The organism is Microbacterium sp. NPDC058269, from assembly GCF_042881445.1.
In the GTDB taxonomy this organism is placed as follows: Bacteria; Actinomycetota; Actinomycetes; order Actinomycetales; family Microbacteriaceae; genus Microbacterium.
On sequence record NZ_JBHVXT010000001.1, the window covers coordinates 1,613,415 to 1,638,629 of the forward strand.

Below are 25,215 nucleotides of genomic sequence, written 5' to 3' on the forward strand. Positions count from 1 at the left end.
GGGAAAGCACCACAATGACTCAGCACAGTTTCACCTCGGAAGCCGATCTCGAGGAGGCGCTCGCCACGCCGAGCGCCGGACTCATCGCCGACCTCGCGCGCGGCACGGGCGACCTCGTGATCCTCGGTGCGGGCGGCAAGATGGGCCCCACGCTCGCGATGCTCGCGCGCCGTGGAATGGATGCCGCTGGGCGCCAGGGCGACACGGTCTACGCGGTCTCCCGGTTCGGCGACGCGGCGATCCGCGAGCGTCTGGAGGCCGCGGGCGTGAAGGTCATCTCGTTCGACCTGATCGAGAACGACGACTTCGCATCGCTGCCGGATGCTCCGAACGTGGTGTTCATGGTCGGTGCGAAGTTCGGTGCCGCGACCAACGCCTCGTGGGCGTGGGAGGTCAACGCCGCCCTGCCCGATCGCGTGGCCCGCCGCTACCGCGACAGTGCGATCTCGGTGCTGTCGACCGGCAACGTCTACCCCTTCCTTCCTGCTTCCTCCGGTGGAGCGGACGAAGAGGTGCAGCCCGCGCCGATCGGCGAGTACGCGCAGTCGTGCCTGGGACGTGAGCGCGTCTTCGAGTTCGGGGCGCAGGAGCGCGGCACCAAGGTCGCCATCATCCGCTTGAACTACGCGGTCGACCTGCGTTACGGCGTGCTCGCCGACATCGGCAGCGCCGTGCACGCGGGGCAGCCCGTCTCTGTCGCCACCGCCAACGTCAACGTGATCTGGCAGGGCTACGCGAACGAGGTGGTGCTCCGCAGCCTCGTGCATGCCTCGACCGCCCCGTTCACGATCAACCTCACCGGTCCCGAGCTGCTGAGCGTCGAATCGATCGCACGCCGTTTCGGCACCCTGTTCGACCGCGAGGTCGAGATCGTCGACGAGCCGCAGCCCACCGCGCTGCTCAGCGACGCGCGCCGCTGCATGGCGCTGTTCGGCTACCCGTCCGTCTCGGCCGAGACTCTGATCGGCATGCAGGCCGGCTGGATCGAGAAGGGCCTCCCGATGATCGCCAAGCCGACCAAGTGGGCCGTGCGGGACGGGAAGTTCTGATGGCGGTTCCCACCCTGCGACCGGAGGCCGCAGCCACCCTCGCCCGCGGGGCCGTGATCCCGGCGCACCCGCTCGCGCTGACCGCCGAGCGGCGCATCGATGAACGCCGTCAGCGCGCGCTCACCCGGTATTACCTCGACGCGGGTGCCGGGGGCATCGCCGTCGGGGTGCACACGACCCAGTTCGAGATCCGCGACCCCGAGCACGCGCTGTTCGAGCCCGTGCTCGCGCTCGCCGCGGAGGAGTTGGATGCCCGCGCGGATGCCGACGTGGTGCGCATCGCCGGTGTGGCCGGTGGCACGGCCCAGGCGGTGGCCGAGGCCGAGCTCGCCCGCAGCCTCGGCTACGACGCCGTGCTGGTGAGTCCTCGCGTGGCCGGAGCCGACGAGCGCGCCCTGCTCGAACGCGCCCGTGCCGTGGGTGAGGTGCTGCCGGTGGTCGGTTTCTACCTGCAGACCGCGATCGGCGGACCCGTGCTCGACCGCGACTTCTGGCGCGAGTTCGCCTCGATTCCGGCTGTCGTGGCGGTCAAGGCCGCACCCTTCGATCGCTACCGCACGCTCGAGCTGGTGCGCGGCGTCGCCGCCTCCGGCCGGGCTGACGAGATCGCCCTCTACACCGGCAACGACGACGCGATCGTGGCCGACCTCCTCTCCGAGTTCCACGTGGAGTCGCCCTCCGGTGCCCGCACGCTGCGCTTCGTCGGCGGGCTGCTGGGTCAGTGGGCGGTCGGCACCCGGGCGGCGGTCGCGCTGCTCGAACGTGCGCAGCGGGCGATGGCGGGCGACGCGGGGGCCTACCGCGAACTCGGTCTCGTCGCCTCTGACATGGTCGACGTGAACCAGGCCGTGTTCGATCCGGGCAACGACTTCCACGGGGTGATCGCCGGCGTGCACGAGATGCTGCGCCAACAGGGTCTGCTCGACGGCGTCTGGTGCCTCGACCCCGCTGAGGGCCTCTCGCCCGGTCAGGCCGAGGAGATCGAGCGGGTGCGCCACGCGTATCCCGACCTGAACGACGACGCCTTCATCGCCGAGAACCTCGAGGCCTGGTTGAGATGAGTGTTGAGGTGAGCGTCGAGAGGAGCGTTGGCATGAGTGCGCCGACCATCGTCGCGGTCGTCTCGGAAGAACTCTTCGCGGAGTTCTTCTCAGGCGCGGATGCCGAGCGCCTGCGTGCGGTCGCCGCTCGTCTCGGGGGCTCATTCGTGCGCGTCGACCGGCTCACGCAGGCGGAGCTCGGCGAAGCACGCATCGTCATCACGAGCTGGGGTGTCGGCCCCTTCGACACCGCGGTGCTCGCATCGCTGCCGAAGCTCGAACTCATCGCGCACACCGGGGCCACCATCAAACCCTTCGCGACCGATGAGCTGTTCGATCGCGGTGTCGTCGTGACCCAGGCGGGTGCGGGCATGGCGCGGCCGGTCGCCGAGGTGTCGCTGACCTTCACGCTCGCGCTGCTGCACCGGGTGCCCGAGATGCACAACGCCCTGCGGACCGGCGACGGCTGGTACGACGCGGAGGCCGTGGGCGTGCAGCGCGAGATCCTCGACACGCCCATCGCCGTGATCGGGGCTTCGCGCACCGGCCGGGCCTACCTCGAACTGATCCGCGCACTCGGCGCCGTGCCGCTGCTGGTCGACCCGACGATCGACGCCGCCGCCGCTGCAGCACTGGGGGCCGAACTTCTGCCGCTCGACGAGGCCCTGACGCGCGCGCAGATCGTCGCCGTGCACGCTCCCACGCTGCCCGAGACCCACCACCTGATCGGTCGCCGCGAGCTCGCCCTCATGCGTGACGGCGCGGGGCTCGTGAACACCGCGCGCTCCTGGCTCGTCGACGAGGCCGCGCTGATCGAGGAACTCCAGCGTGGTCGGCTCAGCGCGGCGATCGACGTCTTCGACGAGGAGCCGTTCGCCGTGGACAGCCCGTTCCGGACGCTGCCCGGCGTGCTGGTCACCCCGCACCGGGCGGCGGGCACCAGCCAGGGACGGCTGCGTCAAGGGCGGATCGTCGCCGACGAGGTCGAGGCCTTCGCCGCGGGGCATCCCCTCGCACACACCGTCTCCCGCGACCAGCTGTCTTCGATGGCATGACCGGCACGCCGCTGCGTGTGGCCTTCGCCGGACTCGCGCACTCGCACCCGTACACCGACGCCGGCAACGTTCGAGCGCTCGGCGCCGAGGTCGTCGGGGTGCACGATGCGGATGCGGCGGCGTCCCAGGCCTTCGCGGAGCGGTTCGCAGGGGCGGCGACGGCCTCCACAGGCGCACTCGCGGCGCTGCGGCCCGACCTCGTCATCGCGACGCCCCGTCCGCACGAGGTCGTGCCTGTCCTGCGGGCGCTCGGCGGCGGAGTCGCCCCGGTCTTCGTGAACAAGGTCATCGCGGCGACGGCAGCTCAGCTCGCCGAGGTCGACCGCGCGCTCGCGGCATCCTCCGTCTCGGTCGGCACGAGCTCCGTGCTCCGCTTCGCCCCCGCGCTGGTCACTCTCGCCGAAGAGATCGCGGTCGACGAAGTCCTCGCGCTCCGCGTGCACGCACAGCACGACAACGCGGCATTCCAGGTGTCGGACCGCGCGTGGCAGGACGATCCGCAGCGGGGCGGAGGCACGGCCGTGACGGTCGGGGTGCACGCCTGGGAGATGCTCGACGTGCTGCTGCCCGGGGCGACCCTCGTCGCGGGATCCGGATGGACACGCGCGCGCCGCGGATCGATCACCGCCTCGGAGGATGCCGCCGGTATCGAAGGTCTGCTGCGGGTTCCGGGGGCGGCGCGCGAGGTCCCGGTTCAGGTCCTCGTCACAGGGACCCCGGGCGCCGACGCGTACGGGGTGGATGTGGTGACGGCCTCCGGCACCCGCTCGGTCGCGCTCGATGTGGGCGCCGAAGGCGGTGGCGACGCGAACGTGGCTCTGGGCTTCCGCGGCCTGATCCGCGCCCTGCTCGATGCGGCGCCGCACAGCGCGACCGCGGCTCCCTGGAGCGAGGCGCGTATGGTCGTGGCGAACACGATCCGTGCCGCCGAGATCGCACGGGGCGACGCATGAGCGAGGTGACGATCCGCGCCGCACGCGCAGAGGATCAGGCTGAGCTCACGGCGCTGTGGGCGACCGTGTTCACTCCTCCGCTCGCGCCCGACCAGTGGCTCATCGACCAGGAGCGCCTCACGCACACGATCGTGGCCGAAGACGACGACGGTCTGTGCGGTTCGATCTACGGTCTGCCCAAGACGCTTCGCGAGTCAGACGGCGGGAGCGCCGAGGTGCACGCGATCGGCAGCGTCGCGGTCGCCGAGCGTGCCAGGGGGCACGGCCTCGCCCGTCGGCTCGTGACGGCGACGCTGCAGTCCGCGCGCGACGCCGACTGGGCGCTGCTGTTCACCGGCACCCCGGAGGTGTATCGCTCGAGTGGCTTCGAGACCTTCGCGATGGCGCGGACCCTGACCGGGCCCTGGCGTGCTCCGGTGCCGGCCGAGACCACGGCTCGGGTGATGCGCGAGACGGTCGGGCTCGGCAGCTTCCGCCCGCTGCGCGAGGTCTACGAGCGGTCGCGGGAGGGCAGAGTCGTGCTGGCCCCGCTGCGCGGCGACCGAGACGGGGCGATGGCCGAGGTGCGCATGAGGGGTGCCACCCTCTATCGCCGGACCGAGGGATCGACGGTCGTCGGCTACGCGATCGCCGAGCGTCGCGGCGACGTCGGCGTGCTCCTGGAGAGCGCCGTGCTCCCCGGCATCGAGGGAGACGCCGAGGGTGTGCGCGACGACCTGCTCGCCGCCATCGCCGTCGACTGGGCATCGGCCGGTGTGACGTCGTGCGATCTCGCCGTCCCCGCTCTGCCGGAGGAGGATCGGGCGCTCCGTGCCTTCGCGCCCGAGGCCGTGCGGCAGGACGACCGCACCGGGATGATCCGTCCGCTGCGGCGCGAGGCGCGACTGCACGGCATCCGCCACTTCACGGCGGGCGACTACTTCTGAGCGACCCGCTCGGAGACAGCACTGGGGACTGGGGATCGATCGGATGATGCGGACCGGGCTGAACGACCGGACGCCTGACCGCGGCGATGACGCCGCAAGGAGGATGAGCATGACCCAGAAGATGAGCACGACCCCGCAGGAGAAGAACCCGCAGGAGAGGAACGAGACCGCTGCTCTTCGGAGCAGGCGCATGCTGCTCGCCGGGTTCGGCGCGGCGGCGATCGGGGGCGTGGCTGCCGTCAGCACGCAGACCCCCGCGCAGGCCGCGGGCCCGATCGTGACCCAGGGGAACTCGGGATCGTCGTCGGTGGCCAACGGCGGCACGGCGACCGAGCTCGTGAAGCGCAAGGGCAAGGACGGCGACCTCGCGCGCACGACCGGATACGCCGCCGCCGGTGATGGCGGCGACGGGACCTACCGCTTCGTGAAGAAGGATGCTCCCGCGGCGAACGGCGGCACCGTGCTCGCCGCTCCCAAGGGCGGGGCCTGGATGCTCGTGCACGACGGGGTCGTGGACTTCCGGATGTTCGGGATCATGGATGCGAACGTCAACGCCGACGATGCCCTCGACGCCATGGTGAACGATGCGAGCATCCACCGCATCGAGGGGCATAGCCCCCTCAACTTCGTGCGTCGTCATAAGTTCTCCCGGTCGAACATCGCCTTCGACTTCGGCGGGCACCTGATGACGACCGCGGGCATCGAGAACGCCGGCAAGGACGATCCGTTCGCGGCCGTGATGTTCTTCCGCGGCGAGGTGACCGACGCGGTGCAGGAGGCGAAGCTGGGCGAGGCCGTGCCCGATCTGGGGGATGTCTTCCCCGTCGCCGACTCCTCGTTCTTCGCGGTCGGCGACTGGTACGCGGCAGAGGTGAACGCGCTGTCGGGTCGCTGGGAGCGCGAGCTGCAGCGGATGGTGCAGGTCACACAGATCGTCGACGGCACGCACATCCGCATCAACTACAAGAACGGCTGGCCGCTGGGCAAGGACCGCACGATGACATGGCGCCGGGTCGTTCCGGTGCAGGACGTGACGGTGTCGAACCTGAAGTTCCTCGGCACCGGCACCGACGAGTACACCGGATCGCACCCGTTGGCCTTCGAGTACGCGGTGCGGTGCGACGTCGACCACATCGACGGCACCGGCACGTTCTGGCCGCTCATCCAGCGCCGGTGGAACACGTACTACTCGACCGTGAGCTGCACGCTGAAGAACCCGACCTCGGTCACCTGGGGCGGCGCGGGCTACCTGACGCAGCAGATCTACTGCCTCTACGGCTACGTCGCCAACTGCCACACCGCGAACGCCCGGCACCTGAACGACTTCACCGCGAGCGCCTACTGCCTGGTCGAGAACTGCCACGGCGACGGCGATGACCAGGGTCCGTTCGTCACGCACGGGCAGTACGAGCACGACCTGACGTACACCGGCAACTCGGGGCTCATGACCTTCGCGAACTCGGGAGCGGCCTGGGGGTCGGCGGCCAAGCGCATCACCGTTCGCAAGCACGTGTGCTCGTGGTTCGTCGCGCGCGTGCGCATCACCGACCTCACGCTCGAAGACCTGCAGGTGATCGGCAAGCCGTCGCTCGCAGGCTCCGGGATGCTGTGGATCAACGCCGACGGCGCGCAGCTGCGCGGGTGCACGGCATCCGACACCCTCGTGATCACGCAGGCGTCCGACAACTCCGCGCGGCCGACCGTGATCGCCGACTCGCACTTCACGTTCGTCGCCCCGGGCGAGCTCACCAACGCCACGGTGAAGACGCCCGTCACGTTCGTCGACACCGTGCTCGACCGGGTCGGCGGCATGAAGATCGCGGGGGCCGGAGCGGTCACGTTCCGGGGATCTACGCTCATCGCGGCGGAGGATGCGGCGCCGATCGCGTCGTCGTCGGAGCGGCTGCGGTTCGAGGGATCGACGCTCCGCAATGCCCGCATCGCGGCGGCACGAGGGGAGCGGCAGGCGGTCGAGATCGCGGGGTCGGACGTCGCGATCAAGGGCGGCACCGGCGTGACCCGGACAGGTGACGGAGAACTGCACCTGACGCTCTCCGACAGCACCTTCCGTGCGGAGGGGGCGGCCACGCACGTCTCGGTCACGAAGGGCGCGACCCACTATCGCGCGGTCGGCAACCGCTTCGAGGGCGGGTCGCTGGAGCTGACGGATGCCGCGTTCGGCGCGTCGTCCACCCTGTTGCACACCGGCAACGTCGAGTCGGGTGTGACTCGCACGGCCTTCCCCGCAGAGGGCCCTCGCGTCGTCGACACCGCGAACCTCGCGGTCTGACCCCGTCCGTCCCCCCGCGACCTGGCGCCGAGTGCACCGGATGCTGCCGAGTGCACGGCTTCTCGAGGTGAAGGAGCCGTGCACTCGGCGAGAACCCGTGCACTCGGCGGGCCGCGGAGGCCTGCGGCGCGGGCGGGTCAGAGGCCGGTGAGCACGACGAGCTTGCCGACGGCGGTGCCCTGTTCCATCGCGGTGTGCGCCTCGGCGATCTGGTCGAACGCGTAGACCCGGTCGATCGGCACGGTGGCTTCGCCGGCCGCGACCGCGTCGAGGAAGCCCTGGAGCACAGCCGGCGGCAGGTCGGCCGCGCCTCCGCCGTATGCGCTGAGGCGCACGCCGCGGGGGATGTACTCGATGGGGTAGAAGTCCTTCACGGTCCACTCGTTCGAGAGCATCCCGGTGAAGCAGACGACGCCGTGCACGCGGGTCGAGCGGAGGGTGTCGGGCAGGGTCGGTGTTCCGACCAGCTCGAGAGCCGTGTCGACGCCGTCGGGCAGGATCGCCCTGACCTGCGCCTGCACGTCGCCGTCGTCGATCAGCACATGGTCGACGCCGATGCGGGTGAGGGCGTCGGCCCTGTTCGGGTTGCGTGTGGTCGAGAAGATCGTCATCCCGCGCTGCTTCGCGAGCACCGCGGTCGCCATCCCGATCGATGAGGTGCCGCCGCGGATCAGGATCGACTGGCCGGGCTGGGCATCGAGCCCCACGGTGAGCGATCCGTAGGAGGTCTGCAGCATCTCCGGAACGGCGCCGAGGGTGCCCCAGTCGAGGGTGCTCTGGAAAGCGATGACCTGGGTCGCGGGGACGCAGGTGTACTCGGCGTATCCGCCGTCGTACGCGCGTCCCATCCCGCCCATCACCGCCACGACCTGCTGGCCGGGGGTGAATTCGCCCCCGGGTGCCTCGACGACGACTCCGGTCGCCTCGATGCCGAGCACGCGGGGGAAGGTGACGCCCTCCGCCAGGCCGAGTCGGGTGTGGAGTTCGGAGCGGTTCAGGCCGAACGCCTTCACCTGGATCAGCACCCAGCCCTCGCTCGGTGTCGGGATCGGAAGCTCGCGGATGGTGAGGGCCTCCACGGGGCCGGGTGCGTCGAGCACGATCGCGCGCATCATCTCGGTCATGGGGTGACTCCTGTCGTCGGTATGGGCTTGCGCACCCGAAGGGTGGCGAGAGTGGTGGCGAAGTGCTCAAGGTCGGCGGCGGAGACGCTCTGGAACCACGGCTCCAGTTCTCTGCCGAAGGTCTGGGTCGCGATCGTCAACATGTCCTCGCCCGCCGGCGTGAGCGTGATGAACGAGGCCCGTCGGTCGTCGGGGTTCGGTGTGCGCTCGCAGTAGCCCGCTGCTTCGATGCGAGCGACCAGCTTGCTGGTACCGCCCTCGGTGATCGAGAGCTCGGTCGCGATGTCGGAGGCCCGGCAGTTCTCGATCCTGTCGATGGCCCGCATGGGCTCGAACCAGCTCAGCGGCAGGGAATGCTCGGCGCGGAGACGTCGGTCGACCGCCTCCCAGATCTCCATCTCGAAGCGGATCACATCATCGAAGAGTCGATGCAGGTCCACGGCGCATCCTTTCCACGAGCACTGGCTTACTTTCCATGGCAAGTATATGGCGATTCCGTGGACCGGGCGCGAGAAGGGCGATCCCCGCCCGCGGGGCGAGGGGGCGGGCCTAGGCGGTGGGGAGGCCGACGAGTTCGGCGCTGCGCTGCCAGAGCGCCTCGGCCAGGGCCGCGTCGTTCACCTGAGGGTTGACCTTCGTGGTGAGCTGGCGCTCGTCGTAGTAGGCACCGGAGAACCAGGTCTCGTCGGGGGCGCCCTCGATGAACCAGCGCAGGGTCGCGCCGCCCTTGTCTGCACCGATGAGCATGAGGTGCTTGAGAGGGGTGCGGTAGAGCAGCCGCATGATGCTCGACGAGTCCGACGCGAAGTTCGTCTGCACGGTGCCGGGGTGGAAGGCGACCGCGCTCAGACCCTGGGCGTGGAACTTCGTGTGCAGGCTCTTGGCGAACAGCACGTTGGCGAGCTTGGCATCGCCGTAAGCCTTGTTCGGGCTGAAACGGCGGTGGTTGTCGAGGTCGTCCACGTCGAGATGCCCGAACAGTCGGTGGGCGATGCTGGAGGTGTTGATGACCGCGCCCTCGGCCTTCAACAGCTGAGGAAGCAGCAGGTTCGTGAGCAGGAACGGCGCCAGGTGGTTGACCTGCATGGTCTTCTCGAAGCCGTCCGCCGTCGGGGTCTGATTCCCGAAGATGCCGCCGGCGTTGTTCGCCAGCACGTGGATGCCGCTGTCGCCGACGGCATCGCTGATCTTCGCGGCCAGTGCTCGCACGTCGTCGAGGCGGGCGAAGTCGGCGGTGAACCACTCCGCATCCGCCTCTTCGGCGACGGCGCGGGTCTTCTCGACCGACCGCCCGACCAGGATGAGGCGATGCGGTGACGATGCGAGCTGGCGGGCGGCCGCCGCGCCGATCCCGTCGGAGGCTCCGGTGAGGACGATCGTCTGCGCGGTCATCGCAGTCACTCCGCCGTGGGGGTGATGCGCTCGACCGCCCTGGTCACATGCTCGGCGATCACGGCCTGCGCCCGCTCGGGGTCACCGCTCGCGATGGCGTCGACGATCTGCTGGTGGCTGCGCACGTGCTCCTCCTGCTCGGCAGGGTCGAGGGCGGCGTTGGCGGCGTGCAGGAATCCGGTGATGCGGCCGCGCAGTTGCCCGCTCAGCTCGTCGAGGAAGCGGTGCTCGGCGAGGTCGGCGAGCGTCTCGTGGAAGAGACGGTCCTGGCGCAGCACCTCGTCGATGTCACCGGGCGCCGCATCCCCCATCGCCTGGATGATGGCTCCGAGCCGGGCGGCGGATTCGTCGTTCCACCGCTCCTGCACCCGGATCGCCATGAACTGCTCCAGCACGATCCGCAGGCTCGAGATCTCCTGGAGGTCCTGTGCGCTCAGCTGGGCGACGCGGGCACCTCGGCGGGGCTCTCGGGTGATGAGGCGTTCCTCGGCGAGGCGGGTCAGGGCCTCGCGCACCGGGATGTGGCTGACACCCAGCCGGTCGGCGAGCTTGCGTTCGACGAGGCGCTCGCCGGGGGCGAGCTCTCCGGAGTGGATGGCCGCGCGCAGCTCGTCTGCGACTTGTTCGGCGATGTTCTGATCCGAGACGCTGCGCATTCCGGTGCCCTTCTCGATCCGCGGTTCCGTCTCGTCGAGCGGGCGCGCATTCGTTCGCTCGATGCTATGGCATTTTCCGGATGAGTGGACACGGAGAGAGATTTGCTAGATGCTATAGCAAGCTGATCCATCGATGACGAAGGAGTTGTCATGTCCGGGAACGGAATCGCCCCCGATACGCGCACGCCAGATGAGGTCGGGGCCTCCGCCATGAAGAAGGCGATCTGGCGCCTCGGCCCGTTCCTCGGGCTGCTGTACCTCGTCGCCTACATGGACCGCAACAACGCGGGCTTCGCCAAGCTCGAGATGACGACGGCGCTGCAGATCACCGAAGCCGCGTTCGGGTTCGCCGCCGGCATCTTCTTCATCGGGTACCTGCTGTTCGAAGTGCCCAGCAACCTCCTGCTCGAGCGCTTCGGCGCGCGCAAGTGGATCGCGCGCATCATGGTCTCCTGGGGTCTGGTCGCCTCCCTCACCGCCTTCGTGCAGGACGGCACGCAGTTCGCGATCGCCCGGTTCGTCCTGGGCATCGCCGAGGCGGGCTTCTTCCCCGGCGTCCTCCTCTACCTGACGCTCTGGTTCCCGCGGCAGTATCGCACCCAGGTGCTCGCGGTGTTCGTGCTGTCGAACCCGATCGCGAACGCGGTCGCGGCGCCGCTCTCCGGCTGGATGCTCGAACTCCACGGCCTGTGGGGCCTCGACGGCTGGCAGCTCGTCTTCCTGCTGCAGGGAATCCCTGCGGTGCTCCTCGCCTTCGTCGTCTTCTTCTGGCTGCCCGACCGCCCGCAGGATGCGCGCTGGCTCGATGCGACCGAGCAGCGGTGGATCAACGACACCCTGGCGGCCGAGACCGCGGCGACCGAGCAGAAGCACGGGCGTCTGCGCCTGCGCGAGGTCTTCAGCAACGGACGCCTGTGGACCCTGATCGTGCTGTTCTTCGGGGTCGTGTTCGGCGCGTACGGCCTGGGCATGTGGTTGCCGACGATCGTCAAGAGCATGGGCGACTTCTCCAACTCCACGACCGGGTGGCTCGTCGCGCTGCCGAACCTGTGTGCAGCCCTCGTCATGCTGCCGTGGGAGCGCGCCGCCAGGAAGCAGGGCAACCTCCCTCTGCAGATCGGCATCACCCTCACCATCACGGCGCTCTCGCTCATCGCGGCGGTCGCGGCGCAGGGCACGCCGATCCTCGCGCTCGCCGCGCTGTGCGTCGGCATGTCGGCACTGTTCTCGACGACACCGCTGTTCTGGAGCCTGCCGCCCATGGTGCTCACGGGCACGGCGGCCGCGGCCGGACTCGCCTTCATCAACTCGGTCGGCAACCTCGCCGGGTTCGCAGGTCCCTACGCGATCGGGTGGATCAGCGAGACCACGGGGTCGGCGATCTGGGGGCTGCTCCTGATCGCGGGGCTCACCCTGCTCGGCGCGACCATCGCGTTCGTGCTGAGCCGCCGGGCGGACTTCACGGTTCCGGCCGAGGTTCTCCTGAAGGCAGACGCGAAGTCCGGGGTGCGGTGATGTCCCGCGCCGAAGTGGATGCGCGTGTGCGATCGACGGGTCGACGCGCCCTCATGGCCGGGCTCGGCGCGGTCGCCCTCGGCGCTGCCGGCTCTCTCGCCGGTGCGACGACCGCTCAGGCCGCTCCCGTCGCAACGGGGGCGAAGGACATCATCCGTGCAGAGTCCGTCTCCGATCTCTCCAAGCTCCGGGCGCGCGACGGTGAGCTGGCGATCGTCGCCGGCTATCGCACGCCGGGCGATGCCGGACTGCTCGTGTACGTGGGCTGCGGTGCGACGGATGTGGAGGCCAACGGCGGCACGGTGATCGCCGGGAAACGCGGCACCACGTGGCTGCTGCAGCACGACGGCACCGTCGACTTCCGGGTCTTCGGCATCACCGGCCCGGAGACGGCGGCCGACGACGCGCTCGACGCCCTGGTGAACGACCTCCGCGTCCGGCGGATCGAGGCGAGCACCGATCTGCTCTTCCAGCGGCGGCACCGTTTCACCCGTTCCCATCTCGAGATCGACTTCGGCGGCCATGTCATCACGACGGAGGGCATCGAGGCGAACTCCCACGACAACCCGTTCGGTGCGGTGATGTTCTTCACCGGGGTGTCCCGAGACGTCACCGTCGAGCACACCTTGGCGGAAGCCTGGCCCGAGTTGACGGATGCGGTCGCCGTGCCCGACGCGTCGAAGTTCGCCGTCGACACGTGGTGGGCGGTGCAGTGCGACCCGGTGGCCGGGGGTGGCGCCGATGAACGCGAGATCCAGCGCTTCGTGCAGGTGACGCAGCAGATCGACGGGCAGCACATCCGGATCGACTACCTCAACGGCTGGCCGCTCGACAAGGGGCGAAAGCTCGTCTGGCGGCAGATGGATCCGGTCGCGGGGGTGCGCATCTCGAACATGCGGTTCCTCGGGGCCGGGCCCTTCGACGGACCGACGGACGGCTCCTTCCCCGACTCCCGTGAGCTCACCGGATCGCACCCGATCGCCTTCGAGTACGCGATCCACTGCGATGTCGCGGACGTGCACGCGAGCCGCACATGGTGGCCCGTCATCATGCGGCGGTGGAACACGCACTTCACGACCGAACGCTGCTCCGTCGAGAACCCGCCCACGGTCTTCTACGGCGGAGCGGGCTACCTGACGCAGCAGATCTACAGCCTGTACGGACGCGTGAGCGACTGCACGTCGTCGAACGCGCGGCACCTCAACGACCTGACGGCCAGCGCCTACTGCATCGTCGAGAACTGCCACGGCGACGGTGACGATCAGGGCGGGAACCCCTTCACCACACACGGCCAGTACGAGCACGATCTCACCTTCATCGGGTGCTCGGGGCTGATGGACATCGCCAACTCCGGCGCGCAATGGGGCACCGCCGCCAAGCGCATCACGGTGCGCGACCATGTCTGCTCGTGGTTCGTCGCCGGCACGAAGATCAGCGACCTGACGCTCGAGAACGTCCGGGTGATCGGACGATCGACCTTCGACCCGCAGGCGACCATGACGATCAACGCCGACGGGGCTCAGCTGCGCGGCTGCACCGCCGGGCTGTTGGCGATCGGACAGCGATCGGCTCGATCGTCGAGGCCGACGGTCATCGAGGACTGCACCTTCGCCCTCCCCAAGGATCAGGTGTTGATCCAGACGCCGGTCACGGTGCCCGTCAGCTTCGTGCGCTGCACGATCACCGGGATCGACGGGATGAAGGCGCGAGGCGCCGGCGCAGTCGAGTTCGTCGACTGCCGCCTGAGCGGCCCGGCCGCGGGTGCACCCGCCGAGCTCGGCGCGTCGAGGGTGACCATCCGGGGCGGCACGGTGCGCGACGTGCTTCTCACCGTGACCGCCGTGCGCGACCAGGCCATCGCGATCGAGGGCGTCGAGCTGAGCACGGAGCGCGGCGACGGCGCCATGCTGTCCCGGGCGGCCGGGGCGGGGATCGTCACCTGGCGCCTGAGCGGCGTGACATCGACCGTGCCGAAGGGGGCGTCACACGTCGACATCGGCGTGGGGGTCAACCACGCCCGCATCACCGGGAGCCAGTTCGTCGGAGGACGGCTGCGGTTGGCCGACGGCTTCGCGGAACCCTCCACGCTGCTCTACAGCGACGGCGTCGAGCGCGGTGTCGAGGTGACTCCTCCCGAGTCCGGCGCACGTGTGCTGATCGCCGACGTGCTGACGATCGCCTGAGCGGCGGCATCATGGAGAACATGGAGGACCAGGTTTGAACGACACGGCACCGGCCATACGCCTCGGCGACCGCATCCGCATCCCTCGCACGCGGGCGCGCATCGGCGTCGCCCGACGCGACATCACGCCGCCGGTCGGTATCCGTGCCAAGAACTGGGGGCCCGCCGACTGGGAGCGGTCCGAGGGGGCGCATCGTCCGTTCGAGCTGACCGCGCTCGCCGTGATCGCCGCCGACGACCGCCCGCGCGTGCTGCTCGCGGTGGACGGCACGTGGTGGCGACGCGTCGCCGATGAGCAGAGTGTCCGCGGAACGATCCTCGACGCTCTCGGGCTCGACCCCGACCAGCTGATGCTCTCGCTCTCGCACACCCACGCGGGTGCCGTGCTCTGTGCCGCGGATGCGCACCTGCCGGGTGGAGAGCTGATCCCGGGGTATCTCCAGGCGCTCGCCGCCGCGGGTATCGCCGCCGGGCGCGAGGCTCTGGAGAATGCGGTCCCCGGACTCATCGAGTGGACGACCGGGCGCTGCACTCTGGCCGCCGACCGTGAGCTCGACGTCGACGGCCGCGCACTCGTGGGGTACAACCCCGCGGCGACGGCCGACGACACCGTGACCATCGGACGCCTCAGCGTCGACGGCGCGGTGCGCGGCACGCTCGTGAACTACGCGTGCCACCCGACCACGCTCGCCTGGCAGAGCCGGGAGGTGTCTCCGGACTACGTCGGGTCGATGCGCGAGGTCGTCGAGTCGGCCACGGGGGCACCCTGCCTGTTCGTGCAGGGAGCATCGGGAGAGTTGGCTCCGCGCGAGCAGTACACCGGCGACGTCGCTGTCGCCGATCGACACGGACGCTCGCTCGGTCACGCGGTGCTCGCGGCGTTGGACGCGCTTCCCGTTCCCGGAGAAGAGCTGACGCTCGACGGCATCGTCGAGTCCGGTGCGCCGCTCGCGATCTGGATGGGCCGGGCGGCGGGCGGCGGGGAGGATGCGGCGGGTTCGGTCACGAGCGTCGAGCTTCCCCTGCGCGACCTGCCGACGCTCGACGCGCTCGCCGAGGAGTGGAAGGACATCGACCCGCGCTCGCGGGAGGAGCGTCTCGGTCGCGCCCGCAACCTCCGTGAGGGATACATCGACGGTCCGACCGTGTCGCATCCGGTCTGGGCCTGGCGGCTCGGGGATGCCGTGATCGTGGGGCATCCGGGTGAGGCGTACTCGCGGCTGCAGACCACGTTGCGCGCGCGATTCCCCGAGACACCGATCGTGGTGATGAACCTCACGAACGGCCCCGGGTTCGTGTATCTGCCGACCCGAGATGCCTACGACCGCGGGGCGTACCAGGCGTGGCAGACACCCCTGGCGCCCGGCGCTCTCGATCTGCTCGAAGAGCACGCCGTCGAAGTCGTCGCCGCTCTGCTCGACGGTTGACGATGCTCCCGATACACTTGCTATAGCAAATCTCGAACTTTCTGAGGAGAGCAATGACCGCCCCCACCCCTGTCGGCCCCGTGGCCATCGTCACCGGAGGGTCCGCCGGAATCGGCTGGGAGATCGGCCAGCGCCTCGCCGCCGACGGGTACCTTGTCGTCGCCGCCGACCGCGTGCCCGGACTCACCGCCGGCGACAACCCGGCAGGCATCCTGTGGCGCGAGCTCGACGTGACCGACCACGCCGGCGTCGACCGGGTCTTCGGCGAGATCGAAGCCGAGCTCGGACCGATCGAGGTGCTCGTCAACAACGCCGGCATCCAGCGCCATCGTGGCATCGAAGACCTCAGCTGGGACGAATGGTCGGCCGTGGTCGACGTCAACCTGCACGGGGTGTTCTCGGCTCTGCAGGCGGCGGGGAAGCGGATGCTGGAGCGAGGCGAAGGCCGCATCGTGAACATCTCGTCCATCTCGTCGCGCGGCTCGGCCGGCCGGGCGCCCTACGCCACGACGAAGGCCGCCGTGATCGGTCTGACCTCGACCGCCGGTGCCGAGTGGGCGTCGCGCGGGGTGCGGGTCAACGCGGTCGCTCCTGGCTATGTCGACACGGGTGTGTTTCGACAGGGCGTCGAGGCGGGAACGCTCAGCCTCGACACGATCCTGTCGCGCATCCCGGCGAAGCGCCTGGCCGAGGCGAGCGAGATCGCCGCCGCGGTCAGCTTCCTCGTCTCCGATCAGTCGCGCTACATGAACGGCCAGACGCTCTACGTCGACGGCGGCTTCATGGTCGACTACGGCGTGCCGCTGGCGAAGAAGCCCGAATGAGCGCGATCGCCCGCATCGATACGGCCACGGCCGTGCTGCCGCTCCCGGCGCCGCTGCACCTGGGCGCGATGACGGTGACCCGTCGGGAGTACAGCGGGGTGCGGGCGACGGCTGACGACGGCACGACCGGGGTGGCGTACTGCCTCTCGCGGGAGGCACCGATGGCCGAGGTCGTCGACCGCCTCGTCGCCGTGCACGCCGTCGGTGCGGATGCGGACGACCCCGCCACGACCTGGGAGCGGATGCTGCGTGGCAGCGCGATCGTCGGACGGGTGGGTCTGGTGCGGCGTGCGATCGGTCTGGTCGATATCGCCCTGTGGGACATCGCCGCGCGTCGTGCGGGCGTGCCGCTGTGGACGCTGCTCGGCACGGGTGACGCCCCACGGGAGTCGATGCTCGTCGCTGCGTACCCGTCTGCGGAGCGGGCTCCGCGCGAGGTGGCCGATGAGGTTCTCGCGCAGGCGGCGGGCTGGACGAACGTGAAGATCTCCCGCATTCCGGATCCGGCATATATGCGTGAACTGCTCGCCCTGCTGAATGCCGAGCTTCCCGCGTCGACCGGCCTGGTCGTGGATGTGGGCTTCGGCTGGCTCGACGCCGACACCGCGCTGGCCGAGATCGCGCAGTGGGGCGACCCGCAGCTCGCGTGGCTCGAAGATCCCCTGCTCCCCGAAGACGCGGAGGGTATCGCGCGCATCCGCCGTGAATCGGGGCTCCCGGTCTCGGTCGGCGACGAAGTCACCGATCCCGCTGTGCTGAAGGCATTGGTCGAGGTCGGCGGTGTCGATGTGCTGCGGCTCGACGTCGTCGCGATCGGTGGAGTGACGCCCGCGCGCGAGATGATCGCGTGGGCGGCCGAGCGCGGTGTGCCGGTGTCGGGGCACGTCTATCCTGAGGTCACCGCGCACTTGGGCATCGGCGTGGAGACGTTCGCCAGGGGAGTCAATCCGTACGATCCCGCGCCGTCGTTCATCCTGGGCGGTCCGTCGTTCGACGGCAGGGTGCGGCCGACGGATGCCGCGGGCCTCGGCTTCGCGCTGGATCCCGCCGTCTTCCGATTCGAGAAGGACTGAGATGACAGACTCCCCGCGCAGCTCTGTGAACCGCAGCGTCGTGACCCGCAGCGTGGTCGTGACCGGCAGCGGAAAGGGCATCGGCCGGGCCATCGCCGAACGCCTCACCGCCGACGGGTGGATCGTGGTCGGGCTCGAGCGTTCGCCGGGATCCGGCACGGTCGAAGACGGCATCGTGGCCGAGGTCGTGCTCGGCGACGCAGCCGATCGCACGGCGCACGAGCGCGCCGCCGCTGCCGCCCGTGCCAGAGCGCCCCTCGCCGGCTGGGTCAACAACGCCGGCATCACCAAACGCACCCCGTTGCACGAGCTCGACGAAGGCACCGTGCGCGAGGTGCTCGACATCAACGGCTTCGGATACATCTGGGGATGCTCGACCGCCGTCTCGGCCTTCGTCGATCAGGGCGTCCCGGGCGCGATCGTGAACATCGGCTCGATCCACGGACGCTCCAGCTTCACCGACCACGCCGCTTACGAGTTCACCAAGGGTGGCATCGACGCCCTCACCCGCAGCGTGGCCGTGTCGTACGGGGCCCTCGGCATCCGCGCCAACACCGTCGCTCCGGGAGGCGTGCGCACCCCGCACCTCGAAGCGCAGATCGCGCGCGCGGCCGACCCCGAGGCTGAAGAGCGTGCGCTCGCGGAGGGGCCGCCCATGGGCCGCATCGCCCGTGCCGAAGAGGTGGCCGCGCTCACGGCGTTCCTGCTCTCGGACGAGGCTCCGTACCTGTCGGGGCAGTCGATCGCCGTCGACGGGGCGTGGACGGCATCCTTCGGCGACATCGCCATCGACCCGGCCCTGCGGGAGCGGTTTGAGCGCTGAGGTGCGCTTGCTCGATTCGGCGCTGTGTGCGGTCGATCACAGACCGCTCCCGGCGATTCTCCTACCTTCGGATCATCCGTTCGATGACAGGAGAACCACTATGACCGCTCACGCTTCCCCCTCCACCCCCGGCTCCGAGGCCACCGGCTTCGGATGGCGAATCCTCGTCGGTGCCCTCGGGGGCATCGCCGGCGGTCTCGTCTTCGGGGCCATGATGGCGACGATGGGGATGCTCCCGATGCTCGCCGGCATGGTCGGCTCGACCTCGCCGTGGGTGGGCTTCGGGGTCCACATGATGATCTCCGTGTTCTTCGGGTCCGTCTTCACCGTGGTCGCCTCTCGCTGGCTGCGCACCTGGGGGGTGGGTCTACTCTCCTCGATGCTCTATGGAATCGTGCTGTGGGTCGTCGGCCCACTCGTGGTGATGCCGATGATGATGGGCGGGCCGTTGCTCACCGTCGACGCAGGGAGCATGATGTCCCTCATGGGACACGTGGTCTACGCTCTGGTGCTCGGAGCGGTCGCCGTGCCGATGCTGCGACGGCGTTCGTGAGCGGCGAGGGTCAGGGAGCGAGGGGGCTCGGGGGACCAGCATCCTGGTCCCCGATCAGTCGGGGCGCCGAGCGGGCAGACTCCTCGGAGGTGCCACCCGACCCCTTCTCCTGTCTGCGTGAGGTCGACCTGTTCGCCGACCTGTCGCCGGCAGAGATGGACAGGATGGACCAGATGGCGCCCGCCACCCTCGTGCGCCGAGGGCAGATGCTCTACAGCCAGACGGAGCCGGTCCGCTCCCTGTTCATCCTCAAGAGCGGACGCGTGCGCATCTTCCGTCTGGGAGAGGACGGCAAGGCCCTCACGCTGGCCATCCTCGAACCGGGGGCGGTGTTCGGAGAGATGGTCCTCGTCGGCCAGCGCATGTACGACAGCTACGCCGAGGCGATCGACGACGCGCTGGTCTGCCGACTCGGCACGGGTGACGTCGAACGACTGCTCCTGGCCGATGTGCGGATCGCTGTGCGTGTGGCGAGGATCCTCGGCGAACGCGTCGGGGAGCTCGAAGACCGCCTCACGGATCTCGCGCTGCGACCGCTGGCTTCTCGGGTCGCGGTGACGCTGCTGAACCTGGCGCGCCCGCCGCGTGGTTCCGGCCCGTTCGCCCGATCTCCCGAGGTGCGGCTCACGCACGAGCAGATCGCGGGAGTGATCGGTGCGACGCGCGAGGCCACCAGCCGTGTGCTCGGGGACTTCGCCGAGCGTGGCCTCGTGCGGCAGGGCCGGGGGCGCATCCTCATCACCGATCCGAGCGGCCTTCGCCGACTCAGCCGTGAGACGGTCTGACGCCCATGCATCGACACTCGGTCATCGCCCGCGTCGACGGCATCGAGGTCGCCCGCACTGAACGCGCGTTGAGCATCGAGGGGAACTACTACATCCCCGAGGATGATGTGACGGCGACGCTGCGGCCCAGCGTGCTCACCACCCTCTGCGTCTGGAAGGGAGTTGCGCGATATCGGCATCTCGAACTGGACGGCCGGACTCTCTCCGATGCGGCATGGACCTATCCGCTCCCGTCGCCGCTCGCCTGGCCGATCCGACGGATGATCGCCTTCGCCCCGGGCAGCGGCGTCGTCGTCCGCAGAGCCGAAGAACTCGGGTTCTGAGCCTCGACACGCTGCGTCACCGCAGATAGGCATCCACGAGCAGCGCCCCGCGGATAGCCCGCAACTCGTCGATGATGCGGGCGATGCTCTTCCCGCTCACCGAAGACAGCGCCAGGTCGTGCGGGCCGAGAGGTTCGAGCTTTCCGGTGCGGATGCGGATCACCTCCCAGCCCGCGGCACGCAGGGCGCGGTCCTTGCGCAGGTCGGCGTCTTGCCGCTTGCCGACGTGCTCGAGGCCATGACGGCCGACGGTGTCGTACTCGAGCGCGACCCGCAGTTCCGAGAACACGATGTCGGGCCAGACCTCGGTGTGGCGGAAGAACGGTCGCGAGACCTTCACGGCATTCACCGCTGCGTCGAACTCGATCACCGACCCGAGCCCCATCCGCAGGCGCCCCTCTGCCGCGGAGGCGGGCTTCGGGGCGCAATCGCTCACGAACGCGGTGCCCGCGGGTAGGTCGGGCGTCTTCGTACAGAGCGCGGGCGCCGGGCGACGGGGCTTGCGGGGGAGGGCGCGGGCTTCGCCGAGCACGACCGGCTGCGGACGGGCGAGCGCAGAGCATTCCGGGCACCATGCGGAGCGGCGCCGTACCTGTCCAGGGCGCTCGCGCTGCTCGGTCGGGGTGGCGGCGAACCGGTGCCCGACGGGGCACTCCCAGCACAGCAGCACGTCGGCGGCGAGGGGAATCTGCGACAGGACGATGCCGTGGTTCAGCTCCGGGTGGTACTGCCGGATCAGCTCCGGATAGGCCGCCCACCCGGCGCGGTAGGTGCCCACGTCATACGGAACAGCGCGACCGCGGGAGAACTGCCGTCGCGCCCACCACTGCTTCACCGGTTCCGGCACGCGCCGACGATATCCGTGAGCACGGACACCGCGACGTCCTCGGTCGGTACTCTGCCCGGTGTCCTCGGTTCGTGCGACGATCCGCACGTCGACAGGAGAACGGATGCGTGGGGAAGCGACGGTGCTGCACGCCGACCTCGACGCGTTCTACGCGTCGGTCGAGCAGCGCGATGCACCGGAATTGCGCGGTCGCCCCGTGATCGTGGGCGGCGGGGTGGTGCTGGCGGCGAGCTACGAGGCGAAGGCGCGCGGCGTGCGCACCGCGATGGGTGGCCGACAGGCGCGGGAGCTCTGCCCCGATGCCGTGGTCGTTCCGCCGCGCATGGAGGCGTACTCCGCCGCCAGCAAGAACGTGTTCGCGATCTTCCGCGATACCACCCCGCTCGTCGAGGGGCTGTCGATCGACGAGGCGTTCCTCGAGGTCGGGGGTCTGAGACGCCTCGCGGGCAGTCCCGAGCAGATCGCGGCACGGTTGCGCGAACGGGTGCGGGCGGAAGCGGGACTCGCCATCTCGGTCGGGGTCGCGCGCACCAAGTTCCTCGCGAAGGTCGCCAGTGCCGTGAGCAAACCAGACGGCCTGCTGGTCGTCGAGCCCGAGCGGGAGGAGGAGTTCCTGCTTCCCCTTCCCGTGGAGCGGCTGTGGGGCGTGGGCACCGTGACGGCCGAGAAGCTGCACCGATACGGCATCCGCACCGTCGGACAGCTCGCCGAGCTGGAGACCGCGACCGCCGAGAGGATGCTGGGCAAGGCGACGGGAGCCCACGTGCACGCGCTCGCTCGCCTGCGGGATCCGCGGCCCGTCGACACCACCCGGCGCCGCGGGTCGATCGGCTCCCAGCGCGCACTCGGCGCCCGCCCCCGATCCGCTGAGGAGCTCGACCTCATCCTCACGCAGATCATCGATCGGCTCGGTCGCCGTCTTCGCGACGGCGAGCGCGTCTGCCGCACCGTCGTGCTGCGTCTGCGCTTCGGCGACTATTCGAAGGCGACTCGCTCCCGTTCACTCCGTGCGCCGACCGACCGCACCGCCGTGCTGCTCACCCTGGCTCGTGCGTTGCTGGTCGCCGCGCAGCCCGAGATCACCGCGCGCGGTATCACCCTGATCGGCATCTCGCTGTCGCAACTCGACCGCGCCGACCGCGTGCCGCCCGAGCTGCCGATCGACTGGGGCGACGAAGCGCGACTCGACTCCGTGCTCGACACCCTGCGCGACCGCTACGGCGCGACCTCGGTCTCGCGGGCGGCGCAGCTGGGTCGTGATCCGGGCTGGTCGTCCCCGATCCTCCCCGAGCACGAGTGAACCGCACGGCGTGAGGAGGAGGAATCCCTCTCGACGCCGGCTGTAGTGTGATCGCTATCCAGCCATCTCGCCTCCAAGGAAGAAATGACCTTCGAGAACTACATCGCGATCGCAATCGGACTGGTCGCAGCCGGATGCGGCCCGCTGCTCGTCCGTCATCGAGCCAAGGTCTTCCGGGTCATCGCGGATACGAATCGCGCGTTCGGGGGCGCGGCCGGGCGCGAAGTGGGGAAGCGGTCGAGCCCCTGGTGGATAGGTTTCTGCGGTGTGGGCCTCACCGTCATCGGCGTGGTCGCCGTTCTCGTCGGAATCTTCGCGCGGGAGTAGCCGACGATGAGTGCCTTTTCCCTTGCGAACCTTGCCTTCGGTGTCGCCGTCGTGCTCATCGGTGCTGTGTTGCTCGTCTCGCGCGCGCGGGTGCTGCGCTTCGTCCGTGGGCGATTCGACAAGGTCTACCGCGAACACCAGTTTTCCGAAGAGGAGATCGCGCGTCGGCTCCCAACGATGAGCGTTGTGGTGGTCGTCGCGTGCGGGTTCGCGGTCTTCGGGACCGCTCTGATCGTGATCGGCGCTGTCAGCACGCGCTGACGGAGTTCTCGAGTGCGCTTCCTCAAGGGTGTCGGGCTGTTGCTGCTCATTCTCGTCCGAGGGTGCGCCCTCTGGGTGATGTTCCCTTTCGCCTTCGTCGCGTGGCTCTTCGTGCATTCCTGGGCGCAGGCGGCATCGCTCCGGCAGGTGCTCTGCTGGTATCACGCGCAACTGGTCCTGCTGCTGGTGAACGGACCCTTCCGCCTGCTCTTCGCAGCTGACGAGCGACCGCACTTCCGAGCCGTGCCGAAGATGAGTGCGGTCCAACCGCACAAGATCCGCCTCATCGGCATGGACGTGGTCTCGCTGGCCGGGTAAGAGGATCGAGCGCGACGCCCCGCCTCAGGCCTTGAGCATCGACGCCCGGGCGATCAGCCCGTCGACCACGTCGAACGTCGCGATGGTCTCGGTGGCGACGCCTGCGTTGATGACCTGCTCCTGCGCGACGACCCACCGGGTGCCGAACAGCACGCTGGTCTCGATCACGCACGACAGCTCGGGGTTCTGCAGTCGAGGCTCGTAGAAGGCGCGGATCGCGGCCGAACCGACCACGGGTTCGGTGGCGACGCCGGTGATCACGGCATCCTCGGCGTAGGTCGCGACGAACGCGTCGAGGTCGTGTGCGTTGAACGCGTCGAGCTGCGCCTGCACGGTATCGAGTGCAGAGCGGTCGCGTGCGGTGCGGTCAGTCAATGCGAACTCCTCCGTTGACGTCGTAGGTGGCGCCGGTGATGAAGCGGGCACGCTCCGAGGCGAGCGATGCGATGATCCAGGCGACGTCCTCCGGCTGTCCGAACGCGCCGAGCGGGATGCCGGCTTCGAGCTTCTCGCGCCCCGCGCCCTGCAGCTGGTCGGTGATGGCGCTGGCGACCGGCCCCGGGGTGACGGCGTTGACGCGGATGCCCTCGGAGGCGAGGTGTCGGGCGAAGCTGCGCGTGATCGCGAGGATCACCCCCTTGCTGGCGGCGTAGTGGATGCCGGTCTGCAGCGCGCCGACCTGACCGGCGATCGAGGCGATGTTGATCACGGAGCGGTCGCCCTCGGCGGCCCGCAGCAGCGGGAGCGCGCCGCGGGTGAGGAAGAAGGTGCCGCGGGCGTTGGTCTCGAGGACCATGTCCCACTCGTCGAACTCGATGTCGTCGTAGGGCGTGTAGGGGCAGACGCCGCCGTTGTTGACGAGCACGTGCAGGGATCCCCACGCAGCCGTGACCTCTCCGACCAGGGCGTCGATCGATGCGCGCTCACGCAGGTCGAGCCGAGAGACGTGCACCTCGGGCGACCCGGCAGCGCGGCACTCCTCGGCGATGCGGAGGGCTTCCGCCTCCCGCCCGGCGTACGTGATCCAGAGGGCAGCGCCTTCACGGGCCAGTTCGAGGGCGGCGGCGGTTCCGATACCGGAACTGGCCCCCGTGATCAGAGCGCGGCGGAGAGTCATGGTTTCGATGCTATAGCAAATGCACGATCGAAAGACAGTGCCGTGCATCAACTTGCTAGATGCTATAGCATCTCATCCATGACCGAGCCATTCATCCTCGTCAGCGACTGCGACCTGCCGGGAACCGTCATCGAAGACACTCTCCGGCAGGCGGGGCTGCGTGCCGAGCGTGCCGCATCCGGAAGCCCCGAAGACCTCGCCGCTCTCGGCGCCGACGCCGAGGGCCTGGTCGTGCAGTGGGCGCAGATCACCGGCGAGGTGATGGATCGGATGCCGAACCTCCGCATCATCAGCCGCGTCGGCATCGGGTACGACATGGTCGACGTCGAGGCGGCCACTGCTCGAGGCATCGCCGTCGCGAACACCCCGAGCTACTGCATCGAAGAGGTCGCCGCGCACACGATCGCGATGATCATGACGCAGGCCCGCGGCCTCCCTGCTTACGACCGCGCGGTCAGGGCCGGCACCTGGAAGGCCGTCGACGCCCGCCCGCTCGCCGTGCGCCCCTCGGCCACGACCGTCTCGGTGCTCGGCTTCGGCCGTATCGGCTCGATGGTCGCCCGGGGCTGTCGCGCGCTGGGCTTCCGCGTGCTCGTCGCCGATCCGTACGCCTCGGTCGATGCCGTGCGCGAGGCGGGGTGTGAGCCCGTCGAGATCGCGGATGCCGTCGCCCGGGCCGACATCCTCACCCTCCACGTCCCGCTCACTGACGACACCCGCCACCTGATCGATGCCGCTGCCCTCGCGACCATGAAGCCGGGGGCGGTCGTGGTGAACACCTGCCGAGGCCCGCTCATCGACGAGGAGGCGCTCGCGGCCTCGCTGCGCGCCGGGCACCTGGGCGCCGCGGCCCTCGACGTGTTCGCGGGGGAGCCGCTCGCCGCCGACTCCCCGCTGCGTGATCTCGACAGCGTGCTGCTCACCCCACACGCGGCCTGGTACTCGCCCGAGGCGCTGGCGGATCTTCCCGTGCACGCGGCCGAGAACATCATCCGGTACCTCGCCGGGGAGTCCGTGCCGATCGTCAACCCGACCTACGCCGCCGCGCGTTGACC

General features: G+C 69.7%; 27 protein-coding genes. 20 read left to right on the top strand and 7 right to left on the bottom strand.

The window, feature by feature from the left end; all coding sequences use genetic code 11:
• The first annotated feature begins 14 nt into the window (after positions 1 to 14).
• The 6 genes from ACFVWL_RS07910 to ACFVWL_RS07935 all read left to right on the top strand — a co-directional run bounded on the left by ACFVWL_RS07910 (position 15) and on the right by ACFVWL_RS07935 (position 7,313).
• Complete coding sequence (locus tag ACFVWL_RS07910) at positions 15 to 1,049, top strand: NAD-dependent epimerase/dehydratase family protein (protein WP_387180707.1); 1,035 nt, start codon at positions 15 to 17, stop codon at positions 1,047 to 1,049.
• Entirely contained in the window at positions 1,049 to 2,110 is a 1,062-nt protein-coding gene (locus ACFVWL_RS07915) for a dihydrodipicolinate synthase family protein (protein ID WP_387180709.1), read from the top strand. The genes ACFVWL_RS07910 and ACFVWL_RS07915 overlap by 1 nt, the downstream gene beginning before the upstream one ends.
• A gap of 32 nt (positions 2,111 to 2,142) precedes the next feature.
• Complete coding sequence (locus ACFVWL_RS07920) at positions 2,143 to 3,144, top strand: hydroxyacid dehydrogenase (RefSeq protein ID WP_387180712.1); 1,002 nt, start codon at positions 2,143 to 2,145, stop codon at positions 3,142 to 3,144.
• Positions 3,141 to 4,097, top strand: a complete 957-nt coding sequence (locus tag ACFVWL_RS07925; RefSeq protein ID WP_387180714.1) for a hypothetical protein — start codon at positions 3,141 to 3,143, stop codon at positions 4,095 to 4,097. The genes ACFVWL_RS07920 and ACFVWL_RS07925 overlap by 4 nt, the downstream gene beginning before the upstream one ends.
• Positions 4,094 to 5,023: a GNAT family N-acetyltransferase gene (locus ACFVWL_RS07930; protein WP_387180716.1), complete on the top strand. Its 930-nt coding sequence runs from the start codon at positions 4,094 to 4,096 to the stop codon at positions 5,021 to 5,023. The genes ACFVWL_RS07925 and ACFVWL_RS07930 overlap by 4 nt, the downstream gene beginning before the upstream one ends.
• A gap of 109 nt (positions 5,024 to 5,132) precedes the next feature.
• On the top strand, positions 5,133 to 7,313 hold the full coding sequence (locus ACFVWL_RS07935) for a peptidase C14 (RefSeq protein WP_387180719.1): 2,181 nt from the start codon (positions 5,133 to 5,135) through the stop codon (positions 7,311 to 7,313).
• A 137-nt stretch (positions 7,314 to 7,450) separates the two neighbouring features.
• On the opposite strand, the gene ACFVWL_RS07940 is transcribed toward ACFVWL_RS07935, so the two are convergent.
• From ACFVWL_RS07940 to ACFVWL_RS07955, 4 genes are all read right to left on the bottom strand, one after another.
• Positions 7,451 to 8,437 carry a zinc-binding alcohol dehydrogenase family protein gene (locus ACFVWL_RS07940; protein ID WP_387180721.1) on the bottom strand — a complete coding sequence of 329 codons (987 nt, stop codon included), beginning with the start codon at positions 8,435 to 8,437 and terminating at the stop codon, positions 7,451 to 7,453.
• The gene (locus ACFVWL_RS07945; protein ID WP_387180723.1) at positions 8,434 to 8,877 is read right to left on the bottom strand and encodes a MarR family winged helix-turn-helix transcriptional regulator; all 444 of its coding nucleotides are present in this window, start codon (positions 8,875 to 8,877) and stop codon (positions 8,434 to 8,436) included. The genes ACFVWL_RS07940 and ACFVWL_RS07945 overlap by 4 nt, the downstream gene beginning before the upstream one ends.
• Positions 8,878 to 8,986: 109 nt before the next feature.
• Positions 8,987 to 9,829, bottom strand: coding sequence for an SDR family NAD(P)-dependent oxidoreductase (locus ACFVWL_RS07950; RefSeq protein WP_387180726.1), 843 nt, complete (start codon positions 9,827 to 9,829; stop codon positions 8,987 to 8,989).
• Positions 9,830 to 9,834: 5 nt separating this feature from the next.
• Entirely contained in the window at positions 9,835 to 10,485 is a 651-nt protein-coding gene (locus ACFVWL_RS07955; protein ID WP_387180729.1) for a GntR family transcriptional regulator, read from the bottom strand.
• Positions 10,486 to 10,635: 150 nt separating this feature from the next.
• Here ACFVWL_RS07955 and ACFVWL_RS07960 point away from each other — a divergent pair, with 150 nt between their 5' ends.
• From ACFVWL_RS07960 to ACFVWL_RS08000, 9 genes are all read left to right on the top strand, one after another.
• Entirely contained in the window at positions 10,636 to 12,000 is a 1,365-nt protein-coding gene (locus ACFVWL_RS07960; RefSeq protein ID WP_387180731.1) for an MFS transporter, read from the top strand.
• A complete protein-coding gene (locus tag ACFVWL_RS07965; protein ID WP_387180733.1) occupies positions 12,000 to 14,183 on the top strand; it encodes a peptidase C14 in 2,184 nt (727 codons plus the stop codon). The genes ACFVWL_RS07960 and ACFVWL_RS07965 overlap by 1 nt, the downstream gene beginning before the upstream one ends.
• 34 nt (positions 14,184 to 14,217) lie before the next feature.
• Positions 14,218 to 15,609 (top strand): hypothetical protein, encoded by a 1,392-nt coding sequence (locus tag ACFVWL_RS07970; RefSeq protein WP_387180735.1) that lies wholly within the window; start codon positions 14,218 to 14,220, stop codon positions 15,607 to 15,609.
• A gap of 53 nt (positions 15,610 to 15,662) precedes the next feature.
• Positions 15,663 to 16,433, top strand: coding sequence for an SDR family NAD(P)-dependent oxidoreductase (locus ACFVWL_RS07975; RefSeq protein ID WP_387180737.1), 771 nt, complete (start codon positions 15,663 to 15,665; stop codon positions 16,431 to 16,433).
• Positions 16,430 to 17,506 carry an enolase C-terminal domain-like protein gene (locus tag ACFVWL_RS07980; RefSeq protein ID WP_387180741.1) on the top strand — a complete coding sequence of 359 codons (1,077 nt, stop codon included), beginning with the start codon at positions 16,430 to 16,432 and terminating at the stop codon, positions 17,504 to 17,506. Before ACFVWL_RS07975 ends, ACFVWL_RS07980 begins: the two co-directional genes overlap by 4 nt.
• Position 17,507: 1 nt before the next feature.
• Positions 17,508 to 18,329 carry an SDR family NAD(P)-dependent oxidoreductase gene (locus tag ACFVWL_RS07985; protein WP_387180744.1) on the top strand — a complete coding sequence of 274 codons (822 nt, stop codon included), beginning with the start codon at positions 17,508 to 17,510 and terminating at the stop codon, positions 18,327 to 18,329.
• Between the two features lie 100 nt (positions 18,330 to 18,429).
• Positions 18,430 to 18,882, top strand: a complete 453-nt coding sequence (locus ACFVWL_RS07990) for a hypothetical protein (RefSeq protein ID WP_387180747.1) — start codon at positions 18,430 to 18,432, stop codon at positions 18,880 to 18,882.
• An 89-nt stretch (positions 18,883 to 18,971) separates the two neighbouring features.
• Positions 18,972 to 19,667: a Crp/Fnr family transcriptional regulator gene (locus tag ACFVWL_RS07995; RefSeq protein ID WP_387180749.1), complete on the top strand. Its 696-nt coding sequence runs from the start codon at positions 18,972 to 18,974 to the stop codon at positions 19,665 to 19,667.
• A 5-nt stretch (positions 19,668 to 19,672) separates the two neighbouring features.
• Positions 19,673 to 19,990, top strand: a complete 318-nt coding sequence (locus tag ACFVWL_RS08000) for a DUF427 domain-containing protein (protein ID WP_387180752.1) — start codon at positions 19,673 to 19,675, stop codon at positions 19,988 to 19,990.
• A gap of 16 nt (positions 19,991 to 20,006) precedes the next feature.
• Here ACFVWL_RS08000 and ACFVWL_RS08005 read toward each other — a convergent pair whose 3' ends face one another.
• On the bottom strand, positions 20,007 to 20,837 hold the full coding sequence (locus ACFVWL_RS08005; protein WP_387180755.1) for a zinc-ribbon domain-containing protein: 831 nt from the start codon (positions 20,835 to 20,837) through the stop codon (positions 20,007 to 20,009).
• Between the two features lie 103 nt (positions 20,838 to 20,940).
• On the opposite strand from ACFVWL_RS08005, the gene dinB reads away from it, so the two are divergent.
• The 4 genes from dinB (at position 20,941) to ACFVWL_RS08025 (ending at position 23,043) form a co-directional block, all read left to right on the top strand.
• Positions 20,941 to 22,137, top strand: a complete 1,197-nt coding sequence (gene dinB, locus ACFVWL_RS08010) for a DNA polymerase IV (RefSeq protein ID WP_387180757.1) — start codon at positions 20,941 to 20,943, stop codon at positions 22,135 to 22,137.
• An 84-nt stretch (positions 22,138 to 22,221) separates the two neighbouring features.
• The gene (locus ACFVWL_RS08015; RefSeq protein WP_387180760.1) at positions 22,222 to 22,464 is read left to right on the top strand and encodes a hypothetical protein; all 243 of its coding nucleotides are present in this window, start codon (positions 22,222 to 22,224) and stop codon (positions 22,462 to 22,464) included.
• 6 nt (positions 22,465 to 22,470) lie between these two features.
• Positions 22,471 to 22,725, top strand: a complete 255-nt coding sequence (locus tag ACFVWL_RS08020; RefSeq protein WP_387180763.1) for a hypothetical protein — start codon at positions 22,471 to 22,473, stop codon at positions 22,723 to 22,725.
• A gap of 12 nt (positions 22,726 to 22,737) precedes the next feature.
• Positions 22,738 to 23,043 (top strand): hypothetical protein, encoded by a 306-nt coding sequence (locus tag ACFVWL_RS08025; RefSeq protein ID WP_387180766.1) that lies wholly within the window; start codon positions 22,738 to 22,740, stop codon positions 23,041 to 23,043.
• Between the two features lie 24 nt (positions 23,044 to 23,067).
• On the opposite strand, the gene ACFVWL_RS08030 is transcribed toward ACFVWL_RS08025, so the two are convergent.
• Both ACFVWL_RS08030 and ACFVWL_RS08035 read right to left on the bottom strand, forming a co-directional pair.
• Positions 23,068 to 23,418 (bottom strand): nuclear transport factor 2 family protein, encoded by a 351-nt coding sequence (locus ACFVWL_RS08030; RefSeq protein WP_387180768.1) that lies wholly within the window; start codon positions 23,416 to 23,418, stop codon positions 23,068 to 23,070.
• Positions 23,411 to 24,160: an SDR family NAD(P)-dependent oxidoreductase gene (locus ACFVWL_RS08035; protein ID WP_387180771.1), complete on the bottom strand. Its 750-nt coding sequence runs from the start codon at positions 24,158 to 24,160 to the stop codon at positions 23,411 to 23,413. Before ACFVWL_RS08035 ends, ACFVWL_RS08030 begins: the two co-directional genes overlap by 8 nt.
• A 78-nt stretch (positions 24,161 to 24,238) precedes the next feature.
• Here ACFVWL_RS08035 and ACFVWL_RS08040 point away from each other — a divergent pair, with 78 nt between their 5' ends.
• Positions 24,239 to 25,213, top strand: a complete 975-nt coding sequence (locus tag ACFVWL_RS08040; protein ID WP_387180774.1) for a C-terminal binding protein — start codon at positions 24,239 to 24,241, stop codon at positions 25,211 to 25,213.
• Positions 25,214 to 25,215: the final 2 nt, after the last annotated feature.